The organism is uncultured Sphingomonas sp. (assembly GCF_964237155.1).
Classification (GTDB): Bacteria; Pseudomonadota; Alphaproteobacteria; order Sphingomonadales; family Sphingomonadaceae; genus Sphingomonas.
Window position 1 is genome coordinate 31,430 of the sequence record NZ_CAXSHH010000008.1, and the last position, 25,491, is coordinate 56,920.

23 protein-coding genes are annotated in these 25,491 nt (G+C 69.8%); 8 read left to right on the forward strand and 15 right to left on the reverse strand.

Features of this window, described 5'->3' with window-relative positions:
- The 7 genes from ACFE71_RS03450 to ACFE71_RS03480 form a co-directional block, all read right to left on the reverse strand.
- Entirely contained in the window at positions 1 to 1,185 is a 1,185-nt protein-coding gene (locus ACFE71_RS03450) for an alpha/beta fold hydrolase (RefSeq protein WP_375427417.1), read from the reverse strand.
- A gap of 97 nt (positions 1,186 to 1,282) precedes the next feature.
- Positions 1,283 to 2,803, reverse strand: a complete 1,521-nt coding sequence (locus ACFE71_RS03455) for a lipopolysaccharide biosynthesis protein (protein WP_375427418.1) — start codon at positions 2,801 to 2,803, stop codon at positions 1,283 to 1,285.
- Positions 2,803 to 5,583 (reverse strand): DNA polymerase I, encoded by a 2,781-nt coding sequence (gene polA / locus ACFE71_RS03460; protein WP_375427419.1) that lies wholly within the window; start codon positions 5,581 to 5,583, stop codon positions 2,803 to 2,805. Before polA ends, ACFE71_RS03455 begins: the two co-directional genes overlap by 1 nt.
- A gap of 68 nt (positions 5,584 to 5,651) precedes the next feature.
- Positions 5,652 to 6,791, reverse strand: a complete 1,140-nt coding sequence (locus ACFE71_RS03465; RefSeq protein ID WP_375427420.1) for a serine hydrolase — start codon at positions 6,789 to 6,791, stop codon at positions 5,652 to 5,654.
- Positions 6,792 to 6,904: 113 nt separating this feature from the next.
- Positions 6,905 to 8,497, reverse strand: coding sequence for an L-aspartate oxidase (nadB, locus tag ACFE71_RS03470; protein WP_375427421.1), 1,593 nt, complete (start codon positions 8,495 to 8,497; stop codon positions 6,905 to 6,907).
- 159 nt (positions 8,498 to 8,656) lie between these two features.
- Positions 8,657 to 9,481, reverse strand: coding sequence for an SAM-dependent methyltransferase (locus ACFE71_RS03475; protein WP_375427422.1), 825 nt, complete (start codon positions 9,479 to 9,481; stop codon positions 8,657 to 8,659).
- 21 nt (positions 9,482 to 9,502) lie between these two features.
- Positions 9,503 to 10,426, reverse strand: coding sequence for an ABC transporter ATP-binding protein (locus tag ACFE71_RS03480; protein ID WP_375427460.1), 924 nt, complete (start codon positions 10,424 to 10,426; stop codon positions 9,503 to 9,505).
- A 74-nt stretch (positions 10,427 to 10,500) separates the two neighbouring features.
- Here ACFE71_RS03480 and ACFE71_RS03485 point away from each other — a divergent pair, with 74 nt between their 5' ends.
- Genes ACFE71_RS03485 through tldD form a run of 4 tightly spaced genes read left to right on the forward strand, consistent with a single transcriptional unit; the run spans position 10,501 to position 16,891 of the window.
- Positions 10,501 to 10,734, forward strand: a complete 234-nt coding sequence (locus tag ACFE71_RS03485; protein WP_375402811.1) for a zinc-finger domain-containing protein — start codon at positions 10,501 to 10,503, stop codon at positions 10,732 to 10,734.
- Entirely contained in the window at positions 10,644 to 13,868 is a 3,225-nt protein-coding gene (locus ACFE71_RS03490; protein ID WP_375427423.1) for a DUF4011 domain-containing protein, read from the forward strand. Before ACFE71_RS03485 ends, ACFE71_RS03490 begins: the two co-directional genes overlap by 91 nt.
- Entirely contained in the window at positions 13,829 to 15,439 is a 1,611-nt protein-coding gene (locus tag ACFE71_RS03495) for a DUF3320 domain-containing protein (protein WP_375427461.1), read from the forward strand. Before ACFE71_RS03490 ends, ACFE71_RS03495 begins: the two co-directional genes overlap by 40 nt.
- 27 nt (positions 15,440 to 15,466) lie before the next feature.
- Positions 15,467 to 16,891: a metalloprotease TldD gene (gene tldD, locus ACFE71_RS03500; RefSeq protein WP_375427424.1), complete on the forward strand. Its 1,425-nt coding sequence runs from the start codon at positions 15,467 to 15,469 to the stop codon at positions 16,889 to 16,891.
- A 4-nt stretch (positions 16,892 to 16,895) separates the two neighbouring features.
- Here tldD and ACFE71_RS03505 read toward each other — a convergent pair whose 3' ends face one another.
- Entirely contained in the window at positions 16,896 to 17,195 is a 300-nt protein-coding gene (locus tag ACFE71_RS03505; protein WP_375427425.1) for a CcdB family protein, read from the reverse strand.
- On the reverse strand, positions 17,195 to 17,440 hold the full coding sequence (locus tag ACFE71_RS03510) for a type II toxin-antitoxin system CcdA family antitoxin (protein WP_375427426.1): 246 nt from the start codon (positions 17,438 to 17,440) through the stop codon (positions 17,195 to 17,197). Before ACFE71_RS03510 ends, ACFE71_RS03505 begins: the two co-directional genes overlap by 1 nt.
- A 36-nt stretch (positions 17,441 to 17,476) precedes the next feature.
- Between ACFE71_RS03510 and ACFE71_RS03515 the strand changes: the two genes are divergently transcribed.
- The 4 genes from ACFE71_RS03515 (at position 17,477) to ACFE71_RS03530 (ending at position 20,154) form a co-directional block, all read left to right on the forward strand.
- Positions 17,477 to 18,043, forward strand: a complete 567-nt coding sequence (locus ACFE71_RS03515) for a pyridoxamine 5'-phosphate oxidase family protein (RefSeq protein ID WP_375427427.1) — start codon at positions 17,477 to 17,479, stop codon at positions 18,041 to 18,043.
- On the forward strand, positions 18,040 to 18,237 hold the full coding sequence (locus ACFE71_RS03520; protein ID WP_375427428.1) for a DUF2007 domain-containing protein: 198 nt from the start codon (positions 18,040 to 18,042) through the stop codon (positions 18,235 to 18,237). Before ACFE71_RS03515 ends, ACFE71_RS03520 begins: the two co-directional genes overlap by 4 nt.
- A 133-nt stretch (positions 18,238 to 18,370) precedes the next feature.
- The gene (locus ACFE71_RS03525; RefSeq protein ID WP_375427429.1) at positions 18,371 to 18,709 is read left to right on the forward strand and encodes a P-II family nitrogen regulator; all 339 of its coding nucleotides are present in this window, start codon (positions 18,371 to 18,373) and stop codon (positions 18,707 to 18,709) included.
- A 14-nt stretch (positions 18,710 to 18,723) separates the two neighbouring features.
- Positions 18,724 to 20,154: an ammonium transporter gene (locus ACFE71_RS03530; protein WP_375427430.1), complete on the forward strand. Its 1,431-nt coding sequence runs from the start codon at positions 18,724 to 18,726 to the stop codon at positions 20,152 to 20,154.
- A gap of 234 nt (positions 20,155 to 20,388) precedes the next feature.
- On the opposite strand, the gene ACFE71_RS03535 is transcribed toward ACFE71_RS03530, so the two are convergent.
- Genes ACFE71_RS03535 through ACFE71_RS03560 form a run of 6 tightly spaced genes read right to left on the reverse strand, consistent with a single transcriptional unit; the run spans position 20,389 to position 25,485 of the window.
- On the reverse strand, positions 20,389 to 20,781 hold the full coding sequence (locus ACFE71_RS03535) for a hypothetical protein (protein WP_375427462.1): 393 nt from the start codon (positions 20,779 to 20,781) through the stop codon (positions 20,389 to 20,391).
- 5 nt (positions 20,782 to 20,786) lie between these two features.
- Entirely contained in the window at positions 20,787 to 21,227 is a 441-nt protein-coding gene (locus ACFE71_RS03540; protein ID WP_375427431.1) for a TIGR01244 family sulfur transferase, read from the reverse strand.
- Between the two features lie 32 nt (positions 21,228 to 21,259).
- Positions 21,260 to 23,023, reverse strand: coding sequence for a DNA helicase RecQ (gene recQ, locus ACFE71_RS03545; protein ID WP_375427432.1), 1,764 nt, complete (start codon positions 23,021 to 23,023; stop codon positions 21,260 to 21,262).
- Entirely contained in the window at positions 23,020 to 23,286 is a 267-nt protein-coding gene (locus ACFE71_RS03550; protein WP_375427433.1) for a type II toxin-antitoxin system PemK/MazF family toxin, read from the reverse strand. The genes recQ and ACFE71_RS03550 overlap by 4 nt, the downstream gene beginning before the upstream one ends.
- Before the next feature lie 59 nt (positions 23,287 to 23,345).
- Positions 23,346 to 23,627 carry a hypothetical protein gene (locus ACFE71_RS03555; protein WP_375427434.1) on the reverse strand — a complete coding sequence of 94 codons (282 nt, stop codon included), beginning with the start codon at positions 23,625 to 23,627 and terminating at the stop codon, positions 23,346 to 23,348.
- A 37-nt stretch (positions 23,628 to 23,664) separates the two neighbouring features.
- Entirely contained in the window at positions 23,665 to 25,485 is a 1,821-nt protein-coding gene (locus tag ACFE71_RS03560; protein WP_375427435.1) for an ABCB family ABC transporter ATP-binding protein/permease, read from the reverse strand.
- Between the last annotated feature and the right edge of the window lie 6 nt (positions 25,486 to 25,491).

Here is a 25,491-nt window from a genome sequence, read left to right on the forward strand (position 1 = left end):
TTAGGGAAGCCGGGCGAGCGTCGTCAAGGCGTACCGGTTCAGGATGCGCCGCAGCTCGGCGTCGTGGCCGAAGAAGCCGTGGCCGCGACCCGGCACATCGATGCGGGTCGTGGCCGGGAACGCCCGGACGAAGCGCGCCGCCGTCGCGGGCGGGATGAAGTCGCAGCCGCCCCGCACCAGGAGCGTCGGCGCGGAGGACAGCGTTCCGCCGATCCGCGGCTGCGTCTCGAGATCGGATTGAAGCCTGAGTTGTGGATAGAGATTATGTCCGCCCGGCGACAGCGGTCGCGGCAGCGGCTTCCGAACGTCCTTGCATTGATAGCCGTAGATATGGGTCGTGGTGGCCGATCGGGCCTGATGCGTCGCGCGGGTATAGGGCTGGCTCTGCCACCGCTCGGCAAGCTGCGGCGCGTGGCCGATCAGGAGATAGATCGTGGCATCGCGCAGGGTCGGCTTGAATCCGCCTTTCGTGTCCGTACCCGAATAGTCCAGCGGTAGGGGCTCTCCCGGAAAGTCGCCGGGGGACTCCAGGATGGTCGCCGCCACCCGGTCCGGGTGCGCCCGCACATAGGCAGTCGCGAGCGACGCCCCCCAGCTCTGCCCCCATAGGACGATCTTGTCGGTTCCGAGCGCGGCGCGCAGCGAGTCGAGGTCGGCGACGGCGTTCGCGAGCGTATATTCCCCGATCGGCCGATCGCCGGACGCGCCGCCGCCGGCCTGGTCGTAGAAGACCGTCCGAAATCCGGCGTCTCGAAAGCCAGAACCGACATCGAAATCGCGAGGGCGCACCAGATCGCCGGGGCCGCCATGAAGGAATACGACCGGCGTGCGGTGGCGCGGGCGCTCCGGCTCCAGCGCCCACCAAGCGATCGATGCGCCGGTGCCGCTCCGCAGCAGGCGGTGCGGCCCGCGCGGGTCCGGGCCGGGTTCGGCGCGTGGCTGAAACGGGCTGACGAGCATCGCGGTCACGATCCCACCGAGCGGCAGCAGCGCGACAATCGCGGCGAGGCTAGACCCGGTGAGACGGGATAGACCGGCCCGCCGAGCAAAGAAACGAGCGAAGCCGGCTGCCGCAAGGCCTCCGACTAGCAAGGGCAGAAAAATCAGCAGCCAAAAATACGGTGCGATGGGGGCGAACAGGACGAGGACGCCGAAGCTGAGCGCCGCCCCTATCGCGGCCGCCACTATCAATCCGAGCCACCCCGAAATCCTCCGCATGGCCGCACTCCCCGACCTGGAGATTACGTCATCCCACGCGCGATGCAACTCGGCGAGGACGGCCCTAGAAGCCGGCCGCGCTTCCCGCCGGGAGCGCGGTCGCCTCCGGCGTCGCCTTGCGTCGGAACAGCGCGCGGTCGGCGTCGCCGAAGGACCAGCGCCACAGCACGAACAGGTACACGCCCGCGATCGCCGGGATGCCGATCACGAGCTCGGTCCACTCGTACCGTTGCGGCAGCGCGGTGAAGATCGTGCCCACGCCGATCGCCGCCAGCGCCGCCCATAGCAGCGACCAGCGCCAGGGCGCGACGCCGTGGCCGAGCATGCGTTCGAGGAAGCGCACCTTGACCACGCTCGTGACGCCGAGGCTCAGGCACAGCGCGACCGCCGGGCCCGCCGCCTGCCAGGTGGCGGGCCAGTCGAGCGTGCGCGCCGCGAACACCAGCGCGAAGCTCAGCGCGATCTGGAACAGCAGCATCCCCAGCGAGATGAGCAGGTTCCGCTTGCGGGCGATGTAGACCAGCGCCGATTCGGACACCGCCCCCGCCGTTCCCGCGAACTCGGCGGTGAGGAGGAACGCGAGCGCGGCGGTGCCCGCGACGAACTCGGGCCCGATCACGCCCATCACCGCCTCGCCGGGGATGGAGCCCATCAGCGCCAGCCCGCCCTGCGCCGCCATGATCCAGAACGCGACCTGGCACACCTGCCGCGCGACCGCGGCCTTGTCGTTCCTCGCCAGCGCCTCGGTCACGACCGGGCCAAGGATCGGGTCGAAGCTTGTCTTGAGCTTGGCGGGAAGCGAGGCGACCTGCTGCGCCATGTAGTAGATGCCGACGATCTCCGGCGCGAAGAGCAGCCCCAGGATGAAGCGGTCGACGTTGCGCGTCCCCCATTCGAGCGCGTCCGCCCCCGCCAACGGCGCGTTCGCCTTGGCGAGCGCCAGGAGCGGGCGGACGCGAGGGCTCCAGCCGCGCGGTAGGCCATAGGAGCGGACGAACGGCACCGCGCTCGCCACCAGTGCCGCGATCATCGAGGCGACGTAGGACAGCACCAGCCCGTCGCGCAGCGTGAAGTAGGAGAACGCCCAGGCGGCGATCGAGATCGTCCAGGGCTCCACCACCGCGCGCGCGGTCACCGCCGCCTTGACGTTCAGGCGATAGGCGAGCGCGGAGAGGCTGACATCCGACCAGGCGGTCGCGACGATGATCAGCGGAAGGAACCGGTCGAGCCCCGTCACCGCGCTGTTTGGATACATGATCTGCGGGAAGGTGAACAATACCGCGCTCGCCGCGATCGACACGACCAATGCGACAACCATCGCGTCCCATACTACATGAGCATGCGGGCGGTCGGTGGTCGCCAGCGCCTGGGCGAGCCCGCGTTTCAGGCCCAGCGTCGCGAGCAGCGCGGCGAGTTCGACCACCACCACCGCGATCGCGAACCGCCCGACCAACTCGGGCCCGTAGACGCGCCCCGCGATGAACAGGAACGGGATCCGCGCGAGCAGCCGGAGCGCGAAGCCCGCGATGTTGGTGCGGCCCCCCTTGGCGAGCGCCGCGATGTCCTCGGGGTCGCGGGTGGGCACTAGTGCGCCGAACCCCAGCTATGGCCGGTGCCGATCTCGACGCCGAGCGGGACGGAGAGCTTGACCGCCGGCTCGGCCGCGCCCTCCATGACGCAGCGGATCACCGGGCTCGCGGCTTCCACGTCCTTCTCCGGCAATTCGAACACGAGTTCGTCATGGACCTGGAGGAGCATGCGGACTTGTCCCAGTCCCGCCTCGGCGAGCGCGGGTTCCATGCGGATCATCGCGCGCTTGATGATGTCGGCGCTGGTGCCCTGGATCGGCGCGTTGATCGCGGCACGCTCGGCACCCTGACGCTCGTTCTGCTGGCGGCTCTTGATGCGGGGGAACCAGCATTTCCGGCCGAACAGCGTCTCGGTATAGCCGCGGTCGCGGACCTGGGTCAGCGTGTCGGCCATGTAGCGGTTCACGCCCGGAAACCGCTCGAAATAGCGGTCGATCAGCCCTTGCGCCTCGTCGGCGGTGATGTTCAACCGCCCCGCCAGGCCCCAACGCGAGATGCCGTAGAGGATCGCGAAGTTGATCGTCTTGGCCTGGCTCCGCGTGTCGCGGTCGACCTCGCCGTAAAGCTGCTGCGCGGTCAGCGCGTGGATGTCCTCGCCGTTGGCGTAGGCCGCCTTCAGCTCGGGCACGTCGGCCATGTGCGCGGCCAGCCGGAGCTCGATCTGCGAATAGTCGGCGGCGAGGAGGACGTGCCCCTCCTCCGCCACGAACGCCTCGCGCAGCTGGCGGCCGATCTCGGTGCGGATCGGGATGTTCTGGAGGTTGGGGTCGGTCGAGGACAGCCGTCCGGTTTGCGCGCCCGTCAGGGAGTAGCTCGTGTGGACTCGGCCCGTCGCCGGGTTGACCTGAGCCTGGAGCGCGTCGGTGTAGGTGTTCTTGAGTTTGGTCAGCTGACGCCAGTCGAGCACGCGGCGGACGATCTCCGATCCCGGCTCCTTGCTCCGCGCGATGCGCTCGAGCTCGGTCACGTCGGTCGAATAGACGCCCGATTTGCCCTTGCGCCCGCCCTTCAGCCCCAGCCGGTCGAACAATACGTCGCCCAGCTGCTTGGGGCTGCCGATCGTGAACGGGCCGCCCGCGAGCTCGTGGACCTGTTTCTCAAACTCGGCGATCTGACCCTCGAACTCGGTCGAGAGCGCGGCGAGGCGGGGCACGTCGACCAGGATCCCGCGCCGTTCCATGCGCGCGATAACGGGAACGAGGGGGCGGTCGACCATCTCGTAGATACGGGTCGCGCCCTCCAAAGGAAGCCGTGCCTTGAATCGTTTCCACAGCCTGAGCGTCACGTCGGCGTCCTCGGCGGCGTAGCGGGTCGCGGTCTTGAGGTCGATCTCGTGGAACCCGCGCTGGTTCTTGCCGGTGCCGACCACCTCCTTGAAGCCCAGGCAGGTGTGCGACAGGTGCTCGGCGGCGAGCTCGTCCATCTTGTGGCCATGCCTGCCCGCGTCGAGGTCGAAGCTGAGCACGATCGTGTCGTCGAACGGCGCGATATCCAACCCCAACCGCCCGAGCACGATCATGTCGTATTTCAGGTTGTGCCCGATCTTGAGCACCGCCTCATCCGCCAACAGCGGCCCGAGCAGCGCGAGAGCCTCCGCGCGGTCGATCTGTACGGGCGTCTCGCTCAGCAGGTCCGAGCCGCCATGCCCGAGCGGCACGTAGCAGGCGCGGTTGGGGGCGAGCGCGAGCGACACGCCGACCAGGTCGGCGCGGGTCGCGTCGACGCCGGTGGTCTCGGTATCGACCGCGACCCACCCTTGCGCGCGCGCCTCGGCGATCCAACGCTCGAGCGCGGCGGCGTCGGTGATCGTCTCGTAGCCGTCGAGATCGCAGGGCGGATCGGCGTCCGCGTCGTCGACTGCGGGCGCGGTGGCCTTGTCGGCGGCCTCGGTTACCTCGCCTAATTTCGCAAGCAGCGACTTGAACCCATGATGCTCCAAGAACGCCCTGAGCGGCCCGGGCGGAATGCCCGCTTCCGGCAGCGCGAGCGCGTCGAGCGGGTCGTGGAGCGGGGCATCGTCCTTGAGCGTCACGAGCACCCGGCTCAGCCGCGCCTTGTCGGCGTGCTCGACCAGGTTGTCGCGGAGCTTGCCCGCTTTCATCGCGGGCGCGGCGGCGAGCACGCCCTCCAGGTCGCCGTGTTCGGCGATCAGCTTGGCCGCAGTCTTGGGTCCGACGCCCGGCACGCCCGGGACGTTGTCGACCGCGTCGCCCATCAGCGCGAGCACGTCGCCCAGCCGCTCCGGTCCGACGCCGAATTTCTCGACGACGTACTCGGGGCCGAGGCGGCGGTTGTTCATCGTGTCGAGCATGTCGATGCCGCCCCGACCTTCGACCTTGGGCTCGAACAATTGCATCAGGTCCTTGTCCGACGAGACGATGGTGACCTCCCACCCCTCGCGCCTGGCGGCGAGCGCGTAGGAGGCGATGATGTCGTCCGCCTCCAGCCCCGCCTCCTCGATGCAGGGCAGCGAAAAGGCGCGGGTGGCGTCGCGGATCATCGGGAATTGCGGCACGAGGTCGGGCGGCGGCGGCGGACGATGCGCCTTGTACCCGTCATACAGGTCGTTGCGGAACGTCTTGGACGACGCGTCGAAGATGACCGCCATATGCGTCGGCCCGTCCGCCGCATGCAGCGCCTCCGCCAGCCGCCAGAGCATGGTGGTGTAGCCGTACACCGCCCCCACCGGCTCGCCATGCTTGTTGGTGAGCGGCGGGAGCCGGTGGTACGCCCGGAAGATGTAGCCGGAGCCGTCGACGAGATAGAGATGGGGCATCGCGCGAGGGTGTAGCGCAGGGTGGCGGGTGGACCAACAGCCAAGCCCACGCCCGCCCGACGCGCGGGTTAGTTCGCCACGCCGTCCGGCACCGGACCCAGCGTGGGGCGGCCCGGCGCGTACGTCGTCACCGCCCTCGCGACCGCCTGGATCAGCTGCTGGCGGGCGGTGGTGGAGCGCGTCGTGTCGCCGATCATCACCGCGATTGCGTAGCGGCGGCCGTCGGGGGCGGTGAGGAGGCCGACGTCGTTGAAGCCGGCGTTGCGGCCGTTCAGGTCCTGGCCGGTGCCTGTCTTGTGCGCGAGTTGCCAGCCGGGCGGGACCGCGGCGCGCAGGCGCGAGCGGCCGGTGACGGTGCGCGCCATTGTCTCGAGCAGGAAGCGGGTGGACGATTCGGACAACAACTCGCCGCGCGCGAGGCGCGACAGCGCGTCGGCGATGGCGAGCGGGGCCGCGCCGTCGGGCGGGTTCGCGATGTAGGCGTCGAGCGCGGCGCGGCGGCGCTCGGGCGCGAGGCGCGAGCGGGCGTCCTGGAAGCCGCTGGTCAGCGAATATTCCTGCCGCCACTCGACCCCCGCCGTGCCTGCCTGGAGCAGCCGTTCGCCCGGGCCGAAGCGGATGTCGCCCAGCCGCTTGCCCGCGATGACGTCGCGCACGGCGGACGGCCCGCCGACGAGGGTGAGCAGCCGGTCGTTGGCGGTGTTGTCGCTCTGCGTCAGCGCGCGCGTCAGGAGGCCGCCGACGGTGGTGGTGAAGCTGCCTTTCTGCCGCACGAGGTAGGCGATCGGTTGGTGGAACAGCGTCAGGTCCTGCGGGCGAACGGTGATCTCGTCCTCCAGCCGGACGCGGCCCTGGTCGCGCTGCTCCATCACCGTGATCGCGACCCAGAGCTTCGACACCGATTGCTGGGGCAGCAGGCGGCGGCCGCCGGACTCGACGGTCCAGCCGTCGTCGACCGCGCGCACCGCAACGCCCGCCAAGCCGCCGAAGCCGCGCACGGCCTGGGTCACCGCGAGCGTCAGCCCGTCCGGCGCGGCCCGGACCACGCGCGGCGCGGGGGCTGGGACGGGCACGGAGACCGCCGCGACGGGGGCGGGGAGCGACACGGCCGCGTCGGCCCGCGACGTTTTCTCCGGCCGCGGCGGGGGCACGCAGGCCGCGAGCGCGGCGCAGAGCGCGACCGCGAGATAACCGTTCGACTTGATCACGACCACATCACCCCGACCCCACGTCGTCCTACCTGTCCCGAGCTTCGCGCCAGTGAAACAACAAGATGTCGTCGCTGCGGTGAAACGAGCGGTCCGTGCGCCGGGTCGCGGGGTTAAAAACGCGACGGCGTCAGGACCGTGTCGACGGGGGCATCCAGCGTCTCCGGGTGATCGAGCGTGTAATGCAGCCCGCGGCTTTCCTTCCGGTGAAGCGCCGAGCGCACGATCAGGTCGGCGGTCTGGAGCAGGTTGCGCAGTTCGATCAGGTCGGGCGTGACGCGAAAATTGCCGTAATGGTCGGCCACCTCCTCGGTCAGCATCGCGATGCGGGTGGCGGCGCGTTTCAGGCGTTTGGTGGTGCGCACGATGCCGACATAGTTCCACATGAACCGGCGGATCTCCGTCCAGTTCTGCTTGATCACGACCTCCTCGTCCGAATCGGTCACGCGGCTCTCGTCCCAGGGGCGCACGGGCGGGGGCGGGGGGAGGTCGTCCCAGCAGCTGGCGATATGCGCCGCCGCCGCCTCGCCATAGACGAAGCATTCAAGGAGCGAGTTGGAGGCCAGCCGGTTCGCGCCGTGGAGCCCCGACTGCGTGCACTCCCCCGCCGCATACAGCCCGGGCAGGTCGGCGCGCCCGTCGCGATCGACGACGATCCCACCGCAGGTGTAGTGCTGCGCGGGGACGACGGGGACCGGCCCCGTCGTCATGTCGATGCCGAGCCCCAGCAGCTTCTCGTGGATATTGGGGAAGTGCCCGCGCACGAAGTCGGGAGCCAGGTGGCTGATGTCGAGATGGACGTAGTCGAGGCCGTCCCGCTTGATCTCCGCGTCGATCGCGCGCGCCACCACGTCGCGCGGCGCCAGCTCGGCGCGCGGATCGAGATCGGGCATGAAACGGTGGCCGGTATTGGGGTTGAGGAGCCGCCCGCCCTCGCCGCGCACCGCTTCGGTGATCAGGAAGTTCTTGACCTCCAGATTATAGAGGCAGGTCGGGTGGAACTGCATGAACTCCATGTTCGACACCCGGCACCCGGCGCGCCACGCCATCGCGATGCCGTCACCCGTCGCCCCCTTGGGCGCGGTGGAGAACAGGTAGGTCCGCCCCGCGCCGCCGGTCGCCAGGATCGTCGCGCGCGCGGTGTGCAGGTTCACCATCCCCGTCGCCCGGTCGACGGCGTAGACGCCCCACACATGCCCCGCGCCCGAATAGCGTTCCTCGTGGCGCGAGCCGGCGAGGTCGATCGCGACCTGGTCGGGGACAAGGGTGATGTTCGGGTTCGCGCGCGCCGCCTTCAGGAGCGCCTCCTGCACCGCCCAGCCGGTGGCATCGTCGACATGGACGATGCGCCGGTGCGAATGCCCGCCCTCGCGCGTCAGGTGGAGCGCGTCCCCCTCCATCGCGAAAGGGACGCCAAGTTCGCGCAGGCGCTCGATCGCGGCGGGCGCGCGTTCGACGACGAACTCGACGACGCCGCGATCGTTCAATCCCGCGCCCGCGACCATCGTGTCCTCGACATGGTTGTCGAAATTGTCGCCGGGCTCGAGCACGGCGGCGATCCCGCCCTGCGCCCACGCGGTCGATCCCTCGTCGAGCCCGCCCTTGGCGAGCACCGTGACCCGGAACCGGTCGGCGAGGTTGAGCGCCGCCGTCAGCCCCGCCGCGCCCGAACCGATGATGAGGACGTCCGATTCAATCCCGCTCATCGCGGAGGGCCACCAAAGGTAACGAAAGTCACGCTAGTACGCACGGTTTCGCGCGTTCCCGGGCGGCTCGATCGGCTGGACGGGGTGGGTCGCAATCGCATCGGAGCCGCTCCTGGCACGAGTCGGCGGCTGTAGGACAGCCCCATATTCGGTCGGTCCTCATCGAGCGGTCCGGCGCGCGCTCCAACCAGGCCCGACGACCCGGTCGCCCGAGACCTCGCCCGTGTACGAACGCCCGCCTGCGGCGAAGCGCAAGCGCGCGCCGTCCAGCCCCGTGTCCGACAGCGGCCAGACCCGGTCGTCGCGGATCAGGACGCCGCCTACATCCTGATGGCGCCGGGTCAACCGCAGCTCGGCCGGGCGGCCCGCGTCGCGCAATCGCCACCGTCCCTCGACGCGCGCGGGCACTATCCACAGATGCGCCCGCGCGCCGCCGACGCGCTCGGTCCGATCGGGCCGCCAATCGCCCATATCGAACACATGGCTGACGATTCGCGCGCCCGGCGCCAATTCGGCGAGGAGGCGGGGCCGCAGGCGCATGTTGACCTCCGGCAGCAGGAACATCGTTGCCACGTCGTACCCGGCGAGCGGCGTCGCGAACAGGTCGCGCGCCTCGAACCGCGCGCGGTCGGCGACCCCCGCCTTCGTCGCGGCGGCGCGAGCATCGGCGACGAGTACCGGGTCGATATCGACGCCCAGCCCGCTCGCCCCGCGCTTCGCCGCCGCGATGAGGATGCGCCCGTCGCCCGTGCCCAGATCGAGCACCCGGTCGCCCGCGTTTACATCGGCCATGTCGAGCATCCGCTTCACCAGCTCGGGCCGGGTCGCGGCATAAGGCACGTCGAGCCGAGGCGCTTGCCCGAACAGCGTCGAGACCGAACACCGCGCCTGCGTCGCCGACAGGCACCGCGCGCCGAGCGCGACGCTCCCTGCCGCGCACAAGGTCAGCCCCGCAGCCGCGACGTTCAGGCGACCGGCCTTCACGCGTGTCGCGCTAGCCGGCCGTCACGCGTTCGCCGCGCGCGTGAGGCTCAGGAACACGTCTTCCAGGTCGGGCTCTTTGGTGACCACGTCGACGATGCCGAGCCCGCCCGCCTGCACCGCCGCCAGCACCTCGCCCGCATTGACGCGGTCCTTGGCATAGGTGATCTCGAGCGTCCGGGGAGGGCGCAGCACGACCTTCTCGAAACAGACCGCTTGCGGCGTATGCCCCAGGTCGCGGTCGACGGTGACGGCCACCACTTTCTCCTGCGCGCGGCCGACCAGCTCGCGCGTCGGCTCGTTGGCGATCAGGCGACCGCCGTTGATGATCGCGATGCGGTCGCACAGCTCCTCCGCTTCCTCCAGATAGTGCGTCGTCAGCACCACCGTCACCCCGCCCGCGTTGAGCTCGCGCACATACGCCCAAAGCTGCTGGCGGAGCTCGATATCGACCCCGGCGGTCGGTTCGTCGAGGACCAGCACGGGCGGCGAATGGACCATCGCCTTGGCGACCATCAGCCGCCGCTTCATGCCACCCGACAGCGTGCGGGCGTAGGCGTCCGCCTTGTCCTCCAGCCGCACCGCGCGGAGGAGCTCCATCGAGCGGCGCTCGCGTTTGGGGACGCCGTACAGCCCGGCCTGGATCTCCAGCGTCTCAAGCGGCGAGAAGAACGGATCGAACAGGATCTCTTGGTTGACGATGCCGATCGACGCCTTGGCGTTCCGGGGGTGGCGGTCGATGTCGAACCCCCAGATCGACGCGGAGCCCGCCGTCTTGTTGACCAGCCCCGCCAGGATATTGATCAGCGTCGACTTGCCCGCGCCATTGGGGCCGAGCAGCCCGAAGATCCGGCCGCGCGGCACGTCGAGCGTCACCCCGTCCAACGCCTGCTTGCCGCCGGCGTAGGTCTTCGAGAGCCCGGAGATGCTGATCGCGGCGTCGTCCATACGGTCGCGATAGCGGGCGCGGGTGCCAAGATACACCCCTTCCGCCCCGCCCGTGCGCTTGCTATCCGTCGGGCATGCATCCGCCGCTCGAAACATCCCGCGTGTCCTCCCGCCGCGTCGCGTGCGATGGGGCGACCGACATTCCCGGCGGCGCGGCGCTCGGTCATCCGCGCGTGTTCCTGCAGATAGCGGAGCCGGGCTACACCGACTGCGGCTATTGCGACCGGCGCTTCATCCTGATCGGCGGGCCCGCCGACGGGGCGGATCAGGGCAAGCTCCACGACCGCGGCGACGGCGCGGGGAACTGAGTCCGGGGGACCAGAGCGCCCCCGTCGATGCGGCGGGGAAGGGCGACCCGGCCGCGCGCCAATCGGTCCAGCGGCTGTTCGACGAGACACGCAGGCGACTGGTCGAGACGGGGACGCGCAACCGGCTGGTCCACGTCAATCGCGCCAACACGCGCGGGAACGTCGTCGGGATCGTCAACGAACGGTCGGACGAGCTCCATGGCCTGCTGTGTTCGGGCAAGGCGATGCGGTTCCGCGCGCTCGGCCGCGACGCGAAGGGCGAAGCGGGCGATATCCAGCTCGCGGGCGATGAGGAGGCGATCGACGCCAAACGCTACACCGACAACCACTTGGAGACGCGGCTCGGCCCCGACGCGCTGAGCAAGAAGCTGCTGACGATCGCGCGCGAGGCCCGGACCGCCGAGGAGGAGCAGGGCGTCAACATCCTCTATCTCGCGCTCGGCTTCGTCACCTGGTTCGAGGATGCGACTTCGAGCACCCCGCGCGAGGCGCCGTTGGTGCTGCTCCCGGTCGAACTGGTGCGGAACGCGCGGACCTCCACCTATGATCTGAAGCTGCGCGACGAGGAGCTGTTGACCAACCTCCCGCTCCGGCAGCGTTGGCGCGACGATTTCGGGATCGTCCTGCCGCCCGTCGAGCCGGGCGAGGGCTGGCGGCCGTCGGACTACTTCGCGCAGGTGGAGGCGGTCGTCGTCGACCGGCCGCGCTGGCGGGTCGATCGCGATGCGGTCCAGCTCGGCTTCTTCTCCTTCTCCAAGCTGCTGATGTTCCTCGACCTCGCGCTCGACGCTTGGCCGGGCGGCGCGCTGGAGGGGCATCCGCTGACGCGCGGGCTGCTGTATGAGGGGTTCGAGGCGGAGCCGCCGCTGTTCGGGCCCGACGACCGGCTCGACGAGCGGCTCCCGCCCGACAAGCTGTTCCATGTGGTCGACGCCGACGCCAGCCAGGCTCGCGTGGTCGAGGAGGTGCGCTCGGGCAGGAACCTCGTCGTCCAGGGGCCTCCGGGGACGGGCAAGAGCCAGACGATCACCAACGTCATCGCCGCCGCGGCGCGCGAGGGCCGCACCGTGCTGTTCGTGGCGGAGAAGATGGCAGCGTTGTCGGTGGTCCGCGACCGGTTGGTCAAGGTGGGCTTGCGCGACATCTGCCTGGAGCTCCATTCCAAGACGGCCAACAAGAAAGCGGTGCTGGCCGACCTCGCGCGCACGCTAGCCGCCGCGCAGGCCGCCCCGGCCGCGCCGCCCGCGCCCGAGGCGCTGCTAGAGTGCCGCGACAGGCTGAACCAAGTCACCGCCGCGCTTCACGCGCCGATCGGCGCGACGGGGGAGACGCCCTTTTCCGTATTGGCTCGGCAGGCGCGCCATATCGGCTTGGGCACGCCCGCCCCCGCGCTGGAGGCGGACGCGCTGGCGACGATGACGCGGGCCGAGGAGCGGGCGCTCGCGGAGGCGCTCGTCGAGTATGGCGCGCTGCTCGGGCGGGCGGGGCCGCCGGAGCGGCACCCGTTCGCGGGCGTGGGCGCGCTCGATATCCAGCCGGTCGAACTGGCCCGGCTGGCGTCGCGACTGGAGGAGGCCGGGGCGGCGGTCGAGACGCTGCGGCGGACGCTCGATGCGCCGCTCGCGGCGTTGGGCTCGGCCGAGGTTCGGTCGATGGCGACGGTCGCGCCCGTGCTGGACACGCTGGCGCGGCTGGCGGGAATGCCCACGACCGACGGCGGGTCGGCGCGGGCGCTGCTCGTCACCGCCGATCCGGTTCGGTTGAGGGAGGGTTTGGACGGTGCCCAGGATTGGCGCGCAGCGAGGAATGCGGCCGGAGCGGATTTCGTCGACGCCGCTTTTACGACCGACGTCGCCGACCTGCGCGCGCCGCTGGTCGCGGGCGCGTCGTCCTTCTTCTCGCGCTGGGGCTCCGCCTATCGATCGGCGTCGCGGACGCTCGCGGGGTCGTTGCGTGGGCCGCTGCCTTCCTCGGCGGACGGGCGGCTGGCGCTGCTCGACCGGCTGCTCGACGTCCAGGCGCTCCGCGCGCGCTGGGGCGAGGACGAGGCGTTCCTCGCATCGGCGCTGGGCGGCGCATGGCGAGGCGAGCGGACCGACTTCGTCGCCACCGCCGCCCTCGCGACCTGGTGCGCCGGATTAGGCGGCGCGCCGCTGATCGCCGATCCCGAGCGGTTAGTCCGGATCGCCTCCGCGCCCGCCGAGCTGGCGATGACGACGAACGCCCTCCGGCAGGCGCAAACCTGCGCGCGGACCGCGATCGATCAGGTGGTCCGCGCGCTCGAACCCGACTGCGGCACGTTCGCGCAGGCCGACCTGACCGAGGTCGCCGCACGATTGCGCGCCATGGCGGCGTCGACCGACCGTTACGGCGAATGGGCGCGCCTGTGCTCCCTGCGCGAGCGGCTGGACGCGGTCGGCTTGGGCGACCTCGCCGCGCGTGTCGCGAGCGGCGCGATCGACGGCCAAGCGGCGGCGACCGAGCTGCGGTTCGCGCGCGCCGAGCGGCTGTGGCAGGGCGCGATCGCGACCCAGCCCGCCTTGCGCGACCTCGCCGCGCTCGATCGCCACGCGCTGGCCGCCGACTTCGGGCGGCTCGAGCGCGCGCGGCTCAAGGAGAACGTCACCGCCATCCTCGCCGAGCACCTGGCCCAGGTGCCGCAAGGCGCGATGGGGGAGATGGGGGTGATCCGCGGCGAGATCGGCAAGAAGCGCGCGCATCTCGCGCTCCGCCAGCTGTTCAAGCGCGCGCCGACCGCGATCCAGCGGATCAAGCCCGTGCTGCTGATGAGCCCCATCTCCGTCGCGCAGTACCTCACCCCGGGCCTCCTCACCTTCGACCTGCTCGTCATCGACGAGGCGAGCCAGGTCCGGCCGGAGGACGCGCCCGCGCGATCGCGCGGGCGCGTCAGATCGTGGTGGTGGGCGACCAGAAGCAGCTCCCGCCCTCCTCCTTCTTCGACCGGCTGCTCGCGGACGGGGAGGAAGCACCCGAGTCCGAGGACGGGGAGGACGACCTGCTGGAGGGCGCGGCGACGCTCGGTTCGCTGGAGAGCGTCCTGTCGCTGTGCGAGGCGCGCGGTCTCCCGTCGCGGATGCTCAAATGGCACTACCGCTCGCGCGATCCGTCGCTGATCCGCGTCTCGAACCGCGAGTTCTACGAGGACGGGCTGATCCTGCCGCCCTCCCCGCTGGAGAAGGACCCCGCCTACGGGCTGACGTTCACCAAGGTCGCGGGCGTCTACGACAAGGGCGGCAAGCGCGACAACCGGCTGGAGGGCGAAGCGATCGTCGCGCGCGTCGCCGAGCACGCCCGCGCGCATCCCGACCTGTCGCTGGGCATCGTCACCTTCTCGTCGGCGCAGAAGAACACGGTCACCGAACTGCTCGAACTCGCCCGGCGGTCCGACCCCGCGCTCGACGGATTCCTACGCGAAGGACAGGCGGAGGACGTGTTCGTCAAGAACATCGAGAACGTCCAGGGCGACGAGCGCGACGTCATCCTGATCTCGGTCGGCTACGGCCCCGTCACGCCCGGCGGGCGGCTGGCGAGCATGAGCTACGGCCCCGTCAACGCCGAGGGCGGCGAGCGGCGGTTGAACGTGCTCTTCACCCGCGCGCGCATCCGCTGCGAAGTGTTCGCCTCGTTCGATCCGGGCGACATCGACCCCAGCCGCGTCGCGCGGGAAGGGCCGCGCATCCTCAAACGCTTCCTGGAATACGCCAAGTCGGGCAAGCTCGACGAGGCGACGGCGACCGGCGCGCCCGCCGACACGCCGTTCGAGGACGACGTCGCGGACGTCATCCGGTCGTTCGGCTACCTCGCCGACCCGCAGGTCGGATCGGCGGGGTTCCGCATCGATATCGGCGTGCGCCATCCCGACAAGCCGGGCGCGTATCTGCTCGCGGTCGAGTGCGACGGCGCGACCTACCACTCGGCGCTCTGGGCGCGCGAGCGCGACCGGTTGCGCCAGGAAGTGCTCGAGCATCTGGGCTGGCGCTTCCACCGCGTCTGGAGCACCGACTGGTTCCAGCGCCGCCCCGCCGAGATCGAGCGGCTGCGCGCGGCGCTGGCGGCGGCGCGCACGGCGGCGGAGGCGGGGGTGAAGCTCGACGGGGCCAACCGCGCCGGCGCGCGGCCGATTGCCCGGAGCGCCCCGGCGGCTGACGCGTTCGTCGTCCCCGAGACGACAGGGCGCACCATGCCGCCCTACCGGCGCGCCCTGCTTTCCGTCCGAAGCGCGGTGGAACCGCACGAAGCGCCGGCCGCGCTGCTCGCCAAGCTAGTAGGCCAGATCGTCGAGGCGGAAGGACCGATGCATCTGGAGGAGGTGGCGCGCCGCGTCGCGACCGGCTTCGGCAAGGAAAAGGCGGGCGGGCGCATCCTGGCCGCGACCTCGCGCTCGCTTCAGGCGTCGCCCGACCTCCGGACCGAGGACGATTTTTGGTTCACGCCCGCTCAGGGCGAGGCGCCGCCCGTCCGCGACCGCTCCGCCGAGACCGGGCCGACGCTGAAGGCGGGGGCGATCTCCGCGATGGAGATCCGCGCGGCGCTGGCGATCGCGCGCGAGGACAATGCGGGCGGGTCCGACGGCGACCTCATCCGCACGGCCGCGCGCCTGATGGGCTTCCGCCGCGTCGGGCCCGAGCTCCAGGCGCGGGTCGCCGACATCCTGCGGGCGGACGCCGGAAACGGGCTGGCGTAGGCTAACGGCGGGCTTATATCCGGTGTCATGAACGCCATCACCGATCCACGCCGCTTCCTCTACCGCGATCTCGATCCCGCCAGGGCGCAGGCGCTCGCCGCGCAGGCGCTGGGCAAGGCCGATGACGGCGAGCTGTATCTCCAATATCGCCGCTCGGAGGCGTTCGGCTTCGATGACGGCAGGCTCAAGACCGCGAGCTACGACACGCATGGCGGCTTCGGCCTCCGCGCCGTGTCGGGCGAGACCACTGCATTCGCGCATGCGAACGAGCTAAGCGAGGCCGCGATCAAGCGCGCCGCCGAGACGATGACGCTCATCGACCCCGCGACCGGTCCCAAGGCGGGCCCGCCGCAGGGTACGAACCGCCATCTTTACACCGACGGCGATCCGCTCGACCTCGTCCCCTTCGCCGACAAGGTGAATCTCTGCCAGCGCATCGACGCCGCCGCGCGCGCCCGCGATCCGCGCGTGGCGCAGGTCTCCGTCGGCCTGTCGGGCAGCTGGAGCGTCGTCGAGATCGTCCGCGCCGACGGCTTCGTCGCGCACGACGTCCGCCCGCTGGTACGGCTGAACGTCTCGATCGTCGTGGAGCAGAACGGCCGCCGCGAGACCGGCAGCTTCGGCGTCGGCGGCCGCTACCTGTACGACCGTCTGTTCGACGAGGCGACCTGGACCCGCGGGATCGACGAGGCGCTGGCGCAGGCGCTCGTCAACCTCGACTCGGTCGCGGCGCCCGCGGGCGAGATGACGGTGCTGCTCGGGCCGGGCTGGCCGGGCGTCTTGCTCCACGAGGCGATCGGCCACGGGCTGGAGGGCGATTTCAACAGGAAGGGCACCAGCGCGTTCTCCGGGAGGATCGGCGAGCGCGTGGCGGCACCCGGCGTCACCGTGGTCGACGACGGCGCGATGCCCGACCGACGCGGGTCGCTGTCGATCGACGACGAGGGTACGCCGACCCGCGAGACGGTGCTGATCGAGGACGGCATCCTCAAGGGCTATATGCAGGATCGCCTGAACGCCCGGCTGATGGGGGTCGAGCCGACGGGCAACGGCCGTCGCGAGAGTTTCGCGCACGCGCCGATGCCGCGCATGACCAACACCTTCATGAAGGCGGGGTCCGACGACCCCGCCGAACTGCTGAGCCGCGTGAAGAAGGGCATCTTCGCCAAGTCGTTCGGCGGCGGTCAGGTCGACATCGTGTCGGGCAAGTTCGTCTTCAGCTGCACGGAGGCCTACCGCGTCGAGAACGGCGTCATTGGCGCTCCGATCAAGGGCGCGACGCTGATCGGCGACGGCCCGACGGTGCTGACCAAGGTGCTGAGCGTGGGCAACGACTTCGCGCTCGACGAGGGCATCGGCGTCTGCGGCAAGGGTGGGCAGAGCGTTCCCGCGGGCGTCGGTCAGCCGACGTTGCTGGTGAGCGGGCTGACGGTGGGCGGGACGGCGGTCTAGCCAGTCAGAAGCCGGTCATTAGCAGGTCTAGCGCGCGTTGGACGGCGAGCTGCTCACGATCGGTCGCGAGAGCTCCGACGGTCGAACCTAGGTCGCGGATGCGGACCGTCCCGGCGAGCTGCGGAACCATCACCAGCGTTTCGCCGTCGATCTCGAACCGGGGGTTAAGCTGCTCGTCGATGATGAGGGCGGGGTGCATGGGTTCGAGCGGCACGACGAAGCGGGTCGGCAGTCGATGCAGAATATCGGCCTGACAGTCGAGCGCCAGGCCTCCTCGCACCCGATGGACGTCGAACCGAGCCATCAGAAGACGCGCAAATCCTCGAACGGCATGCCGTGTTCGTCCAGCCACGCGGCGAAAGCGTCGATCCGCTCGCGATGCTCGTCCGCCCATTTGCGCCCATGCGCTTCGCGCGTCGCCGTCCGCAGCGCGTCTTCGCTGATTTTGGAGAGATTAAGACCTAGTCCACGCGCCGCTTCGACCACTCCGGTATCGAGCGAAAGATTGACGGCTTTACGATTGCCGGATGCGATCGGATCGTGCTTCATACGCATAAGCTATGCGCAAAGTCTGAATGGGTCAACATGTCCGAGTTCTTCGACACGATCAACGACGACCACCGGGCGATGATCGCGCGGCAGCCGGTGTTCTTCGTCGCGACCGCCGCCGAGGGCGCGCGGATCAATCTTTCTCCCAAGGGCATGGACAGCTTCCGCGTGCTCGACGACCATACGGTCGCCTATCTTGATGTCGGCGGGTCGGGGAACGAGACCAACGCGCACCTGATCGCGGACGGGCGCATAACGATCATGTTCTGCGCCTTCGAAAGCCCGGCCCTGATCCTGCGCCTATATGGCCGGGGAACGCCCGTGCTGCCGCAGGATGACGGATGGGACGCGCTGGCGGCGCGGTTCGAGCTATTCCCCGGCACACGGCAGATCTTCGAGGTCGCGGTGATGCAAGTCCAGACCGCCTGCGGTTGGGCGGTGCCGCGCATGACGCTCGAGCGCGAGCGCGAGACGCTCAACAAATATCACCGCAAGTTCGCGCCCGACGAGCTGCTCGGCGTGTTCGCGACCGAGAACGCCCGAAGCATCGACGGCCTGCCCGCGCGCGTGCCCACCGAGGTTCCACCCGGGTTCCGCCGTTGAACTTGGTCGAGCTCGGCCGCTATTCCCGCAACGAGGCGCATATGGTCGTCGGCATGCTGGACGCGCACGGCATCGACGCCAGGCTGTTCGACGGCGAGACCTCGATTGGCGAGGGAAGCTGGTTCCTGATCCCCGTCCGCGTGATGGTCGACGACAGCGACTTGGCGAAAGCACGGGTCCTGCTGCCTAAATAACGGGCATGATCGCGTCATTGCCTCAATTTGCGGCGTCCGTCGCCTCGAAGTGGGTCCGAATTCCCGCGATCCAGCCATCATCGAGCTTGGCACGATTGTTGCGGTGTACGAACCCGACAAGGGGGGTGCGCGCATGAAGATGGTGATGGCGATCATCAAGCCGTTCAAACTCGACGAGGTTCGCGAGGCGCTGACCGGGCTTGGGGTCGCGGGAATGACGGTGACCGAGGTCAAGGGCTTCGGCCGGCAGAAGGGCCAGACCGAGATTTACCGGGGGGCGGAGTATTCGACGTCCATGGTGCCCAAGCTGAAGATCGAGGTGGTGTGCGCCGACCCTTTGAGCCCGCGCGTGGTGGAGGCGATCCAGCAATCGGCCAACACGGGCACGATCGGCGACGGCAAGATCTTCGTGCTGGACGTGGGCGAGGCCGTGCGCATCCGCACCGGCGAAATCGACGAGACGGCGATATGAATGGGGGGACGGACATGAATCGAGCGATCAAGCTCGTACTGGGCGCGGGGTTCACGGCCGCGCTCTACGCGGCGCTGCCCGCCTGGGCGCAGGAGGTCGCGGCCGCGCCGCCGCCGCCCGCGCCCAACAAGGGCGACACGACCTGGATGCTGATCTCGTCCGCCCTGGTGCTGATGATGTCGATCCCGGGCCTGGCGCTTTTCTATGGCGGGCTGGTCCGCACCAAGAACATGCTGAGCGTGCTGATGCAGGTGCTGACCATCGTGTCGGTCGCCAGCCTCGTCTGGGTCTGCTGGGGCTACAGCCTGGCTTTCACCAGCGGATCGCCCTTCGTCGGCGGGTTGTCCAAGGCGTTCCTGCGCGGGGTCGACGCGACCACGCTGGCGACGACCTTCTCCAACGGCGTGTACATCCCCGAATACGCGTTCGTCGTCTTCCAGATGACCTTCGCGTGCATCACCCCCGCCCTGATCGTGGGGGCGTTCGCCGAACGGGTCAGGTTCACGCCGCTGATCCTTTTCACCGTCGCCTGGCTGACGATCGTCTATTTCCCGATCGCGCACATGGTCTGGTATTTCGCGGGACCCGACTTCCTCGCCGCCACGGTGGTCAAGGACTCCGCCGGGGCGCTCGTCTCGCAGGACGCGGGTTATCTGTACGGCATGGGCGCGCTCGATTTCGCGGGCGGGACGGTGGTGCACATCAACGCCGGGATCGCCGGGCTGGTCGGGTGCCTGATCATGGGCCCGCGCGTCGGTTACAAGCGCGACCCGATGCCGCCGCATTCGCTGGTGATGACCATGATCGGCGCGTCGCTGCTGTGGGTCGGCTGGTTCGGGTTCAATGCGGGGTCGAACCTGGAGGCCAACGGCGTCACCGCGCTCGCGTTCCTGAACACCTTCCTCGCCGCGTCGGCCGCCGCCGCCGCCTGGGCGATCATCGAGCAGGCCCTGCATCGCAAGCCGTCGCTGCTGGGCGCGGCGACCGGCGCGGTCGCGGGGCTGGTGGCCATCACCCCCGCCAGCGGCTTCGCCGCGCCGATGGGGGCGATCCTGCTCGGGCTCGTCGCCTCGCCGATCTGCTTCCTGTTCGTCACGACGGTGAAGAACCGGCTCGGCTATGACGACACGCTCGACGTGTTCGGCGTCCATTGCATCGGCGGGATCGTCGGCGCGATCGGCACCGCGATCGTGGCGGACCCGGCGATGGGGGGGCAGGGCTGGTTCGACTACACCGTCCTTCCCGCCGTGGCGGGCACTTACGACATGGGCGGGCAGCTCTGGACGCAGATCAAGGCGGTCGGGGTGACCTTGCTCTGGTCGGGCCTGGTGTCCGCCGCGCTGTTCCTCCTGCTCGACAAGACGATCGGCCTGCGCCCTTCGACCGAGGTCGAAGTGGAAGGGCTCGATATCAACGAGCATGGCGAGCGCGCCTACAATTATTGAGTTTCCGGGCGGGCCCACCGGCTCGCCCGACACGTCGTTCCTCCTGCGGACGCCCTTTGGCCCGGTGCAGCGATGCACCGGGCTTTTTTTCGCGGGACTCGCGCGGATGCGGCTTGCGGGCGCGGGGTTATGCTGCACGAACGGCGGCGCGGTTTTGCCTCGTTGCCTCAGCCCGACGGGCGCACGAGGACTCCCGCCCCGATGCGGCGACGGAAAATCCCGGGAACCCGACGCCTACACCGCCCCCCGCGCGCGATCGCCCGCCAGCCGCCGCATGTCGAGCGCATCGACGCCCTTGACGGGCACGCGGCCGAAGCGGCGATCGCCCGTCTCGACCACGATACCCGCGGGCGTCGAGCGGATCGCCCCCCAGCCGACCTCGCACACGGCGACGCGCGCGCCGCGGCGCTTGCACACCGCCAGCCGCACCGCGCCCGCATCCACCGCCAGCGCCGCCATGCCGTCCGCGCCGACCACCGCGTCCGCCGTGCGGAAGCCGCCAAGCGCGTGGTCGGCCGCATCCGCCGCTTCCTCGGGGCCGATGATCCGGCCGTCGCGCCCCAGCCGGAGCCACCACGCGATCCCGGCGAGCATGAGGATCGCGGCGATCGACCCGCCCAGCTGCACCCAGTTCAAGTGGACGACCGCGCCTCGGCGGCGAGCGCGTCGAGCATCGGCCCGATCGGCCGCAGGTCGTATCCCACGGCCTCCGCCTGCGCGACGAGCAGCCCCGGATCGCGTCCCGCCTTGGCGGCCGCCAGCGCCCATAAGTGACACGATCGCGTCCCCGACCGGCAATAAGCGAGCACCGGCCCGTCCGCGCCGCGCAGCGCCTCGGCCATCGCGTCGAGTTGGGCGTGGCCGAACCCGGCATGGCCGACGGGCACCGCGGCATAGCCGAGCCCCGCAGCTTGCGCGGCGGCCCGGATCGAAGCGCCCGAGGGTTGTCCAGGCTCCTCTTCATCTGGGCGGTTATTGATGATGGCGACATAGCCCGCGGCCTTGATGGCGGGGATGTCCTCGGGCCGAATCTGGGGCGCGACGGCGACGGCGTCGTTCAGGGGGCGGATCATGGCGTCGCGACTATCGCAACCCCGCGTCCGCGTCACGCCGCCTCGCGCACCACCTCAAGGAACGCATCGCCGTACGCGTCGAGCTTGCGCGCGCCGATGCCCGACAGGACGGCGAGTTCGGCGCGGCTCGCCGGGCGACGCGCGGCGATGTCGCGGAGGACCGAGTCGTGGAAGATGACGTAGGGCGGCACCCCCGCCGCCTTGGCCAGATCGCGCCGTTTCTCGCGCAAGGCTTCAAACAGCGGATCGTCGGCCTCCGCCCCGACCGGCGCGGGCTCGCCGCGACGACGCCGCTCGCGCACGGGCGCGGGCGCGACCGCCAACGTCGCCTCGCCCTTGATCAGCGGCCGCGCGCCGGGACCGAACTCAAGCCCGCCATGCTCGTTCGCCCGGAGCGCGTCGCGCAGCAGCAGCGCGCGGCCGACGGGCTTCAGCAGCGCCGCCTCCTCGCCTTCGACGATGTTCCATACCGACAGCTTCTCATGGCCGTTCATCAGGCTGCGCTCGGTCGACTTCCCCGTCAGCACCTGCTCGATATAGCCGACGCCGAACATCTGCCCCGTCCGGAACACCGCCGACAGGAACTTGCGCGCCAGCTCGGTCGCGTCGAGCGCGCCCGAGCTCCCGAGGCAATTATCGCAGTTCCCGCAATCCTCCGCCCGGTCCTCGCCGAAATGCTTGAGCAGCACGCGCCGCCGGCAGCCGCCCGTCTCGACCAGCGTGGAGAGCGACTGGAGCCGCGTCTGCTCGCCTTCGCGGCGTTCGGGCTCGACCTCGCCGATCCGCTGGCGCGCACGCACGAAGTCCTCCGCGCCCCAGAGTAAATGCGCCACCGCCGGATCGCCGTCGCGGCCCGCGCGGCCCGTCTCCTGGTAGTAGCTCTCGATCGATTTGGGCAGCCCGGCATGGATGACGAAGCGGACGTCGGGCTTGTCGATCCCCATCCCGAACGCGACGGTGGCGCAGATCACCATGTCCTCCGAGCGCACGAAGTCCGCCTGGTTCCGCGCGCGGATCGCCGGGTCGAGCCCTGCGTGGTACGCGCGCGTCGGCCGCCCCGCGCCCGCCAGCGCCGCCGCCATCCTCTCGGTGCCGACGCGGCTCTGGCAATAGACGATGCCCGGCCCCGGCACCTTCCGGATCAGATCGGCGATCTGCCGCGCCCCCGCCTTGGGCGCGATGTGATAGCGGATGTTGGGCCGGTCGAACCCCGACACGATCAGCCCGTCGGCCGGGATGCCGAGCTGCCCCAGTATGTCGGCGCGCGTATGCGCGTCGGCGGTCGCGGTCAGCGCCAGCCGGGGGACCTCCGGGAACGAGTCCATCAACGGCTTCATCAGCCGGTAGTCGGGGCGGAAATCGTGCCCCCATTCGCTGACGCAATGTGCCTCGTCGATCGCGAAGAGGTTGAGATCGACCTCGGACAGAAGGCTGCGGAACTGGTCCCCCGACGCGCGCTCGGGCGCGACATAGAGCAAATCGAGCTCGCCCGCCCGAAGCCGCGCGCGCGTCTCCGCCTGGTTGGTGTCGACAGACGTCAGCGTCGCCGCGCGAATGCCCACGGCCTCCGCCGCGCGTAGCTGGTCGTGCATCAGCGCGATCAGCGGCGACACGACCACGCAGGTTCCGCGCATCATCACGGCGGGCAGCTGATAGGTCAGCGACTTGCCCGCCCCCGTCGGCATGACGGCGAGCGTACGCTCCTGACGCAGCACCCGGTCCACCACCTCGCGCTGGACGCCTCGGAAATCGGGAAAGCCGAAGATACGCTGGAGGTGGGGCAGGGGGTCGGTCATGCGGTCAGCCCCAGTACCGCCACGAGTGCTGCATCGACTCGTGCCAAGTCGTCCCTGCTCAGGTCTCCAAACTTGCGTCCGAATTTAGCGTTGGGGACTGCTATCAACACATCTACCATGACAGCTGAGAGCTCGCGCAGATTATTGATCGGATCGGGTATGATGACCGGACGCAAATACGATAAGTGCTTTAGATCGCTGCTCAGTGGGGCTACCAACTTGATCGAAAGACCCAGGTAAGCTTGCGCGGTGACCAGAATCACCGGTCGCGGCTTGCTGCCGTAGCCCGATCCCGTAGCCGCGCTCCACAACTCGCCTCGTCTCAATGCCTGCCTTCAACCCCGTCGAGGTCGGCGAACAGCTCATCCATCATCGCCTCGACAAACGACATCGCCTCCTCGTCATTCGCGAACGGTTCGTATGCCAGGACACCGTCGGGTGCCGCGCGCGCCAGGGTGCGGCGGGGCATCCTGCGCTCGATCCCGGCAGGCTGCATTCGAAGCTTCGGAGACTTGAGCCGACGCTTACGAACCGTGGCACGCTTACGGGTCAGGCGCTCGCTGCCGGTTAGGTGCCATTCGAAGTTCATGAGATTGACTGCCATTCCATAAAGATGACCGCCGGGAAAGGCGCAACTGCGCTCATTCCGCCGCCAGGGCGACCGGCTCCTCCCGTTCGGCCTGCTGGCGCGTCCACATGTCGGCATAAAGCCCGTCGCGCCGGAGCAACTGCGCGTGGGTGCCGCGTTCGGCGACCCGGCCCTGATCGAGCACGACGATCTCGTCGGCGCCGACGACCGTGGATAGCCGGTGCGCGATGACGATCGTGGTGCGCCCGCGCTCGATCCGCTCCAGCGTGTCCAGGATGTCCGCCTCCGTCCGGCTGTCGAGCGCGGAGGTGGCCTCGTCGAGGATCAGCACCGGCGGGTTTTTCAGCAGCGTGCGCGCGATCGCCACGCGCTGCTTCTCGCCGCCCGACAGCTTCAGCCCGCGCTCGCCGACGCGGGTGCCATAGCCGTGCGCCTGGCGCTCGATGAACCCGTCGATCGACGCGCCGCGCGCCGCCTCGCGGATCTCGGACTCGTCCGCGTCCTCGCGGCCGTAGGCGATGTTGTAGCCGATCGTGTCGTTGAACAGCACCGTGTCCTGCGGCACGATGCCGATAGCGGCGCGCAAGCTCGCCTGCGTCACGTCGCGAACGTCCTGCCCGTCGATCGTGATCCGGCCGCCGTTCACGTCGTAGAAGCGGAACAGCAGCCGCCCGAGCGTCGACTTGCCCGCGCCGGACGAACCCACGACGGCGAGCGTGCGGCCGCCCGGTACGTCCAGATCCACGCCGCCCAGGATCTCACGCTCGCCCTCATATCCGAAGCGCACGTTCTCGAACCGGACATGGCCGCCGGTCACGACGAGCGGCCGTGCGTCGGGCGCGTCCCGTATTTCCGCCCCCGTATCGAGCAGGTCGAACATCGCCGCCATGTCGATCGCGCCCTGGCGGATGGTGCGGTACACCATGCCGAGCAGGTCGAGCGGGCGGAACAGCTGGGCCAGCAGCGTCGACACGAACACCACGTCGCCAGCCGTAAAGCGCCCGGTCGACCAGCCATAGGCGACCGCCGCCATCGCGCCCGCCAGCATGACGTTGGTGATCAGGCTTTGCCCGATATTAAGCCAGGCGAGCGAGTTCTCGTTCTTCACCGCCGCGTCGGTATAGGCGGTCACCGCGCGGTCGTAGCGCTTGGCCTCGCGCCCCTCCGCGCCGAAATACTTCACCGTCTCGAAATTGAGGAGCGAGTCGACCGCATGCGCGACCGCGCCGGTGTCGAGGTCGTTCATCCGCACCCGCAGCGCGTTCCGCCAATCGGTCACCTTGCGCGTGAAGACGATATAGACGGCGACCATCACGAGCGTCGCCGCGACCAGCCACAAGCCGAAGTTCGATCCGAATATGCCGAGCACCAGCACCAGTTCCAGGATCGTCGGCGCGATGTTGAACAGGAGGAAATACAGCATCGTATCGATGCTCTTGGTCCCGCGCTCGACCACCTTGGTGACCGCGCCCGTCCGTCGTTCGAGGTGGAAGCGGAGCGACAGGCGGTGGAGATGCCGGAACACGTCGGCCGACAGCCGCCGCGCCGCGTCCTGCCCCACCCGCTCGAACACCGCGTTGCGCGCATTGTCGAACAGCGTCCCCATGAACCGCGACAGCGCATAGGCGGCGACCAGCCCGACGACGATCGACACGCCCGCGCGCTCGCCCGTGGCGAGCCGGTCGACCGCGTATTTCAGCGTGTAGGCCGCGCCGAATACCTGGACGAGCTTGGAGCAGACCACGAGCAGCATCGCCCCCACGATCCGGCCGCGCAGCGCAGGCGCGTCCTTGGGCCACAGATAAGGCAGGAAGCGGCGCAGCGTCGGCCAGAGCGGCTCGGTGCTGGTGGGGGTCAGGGAGGCGGGGGGCATCGTCGC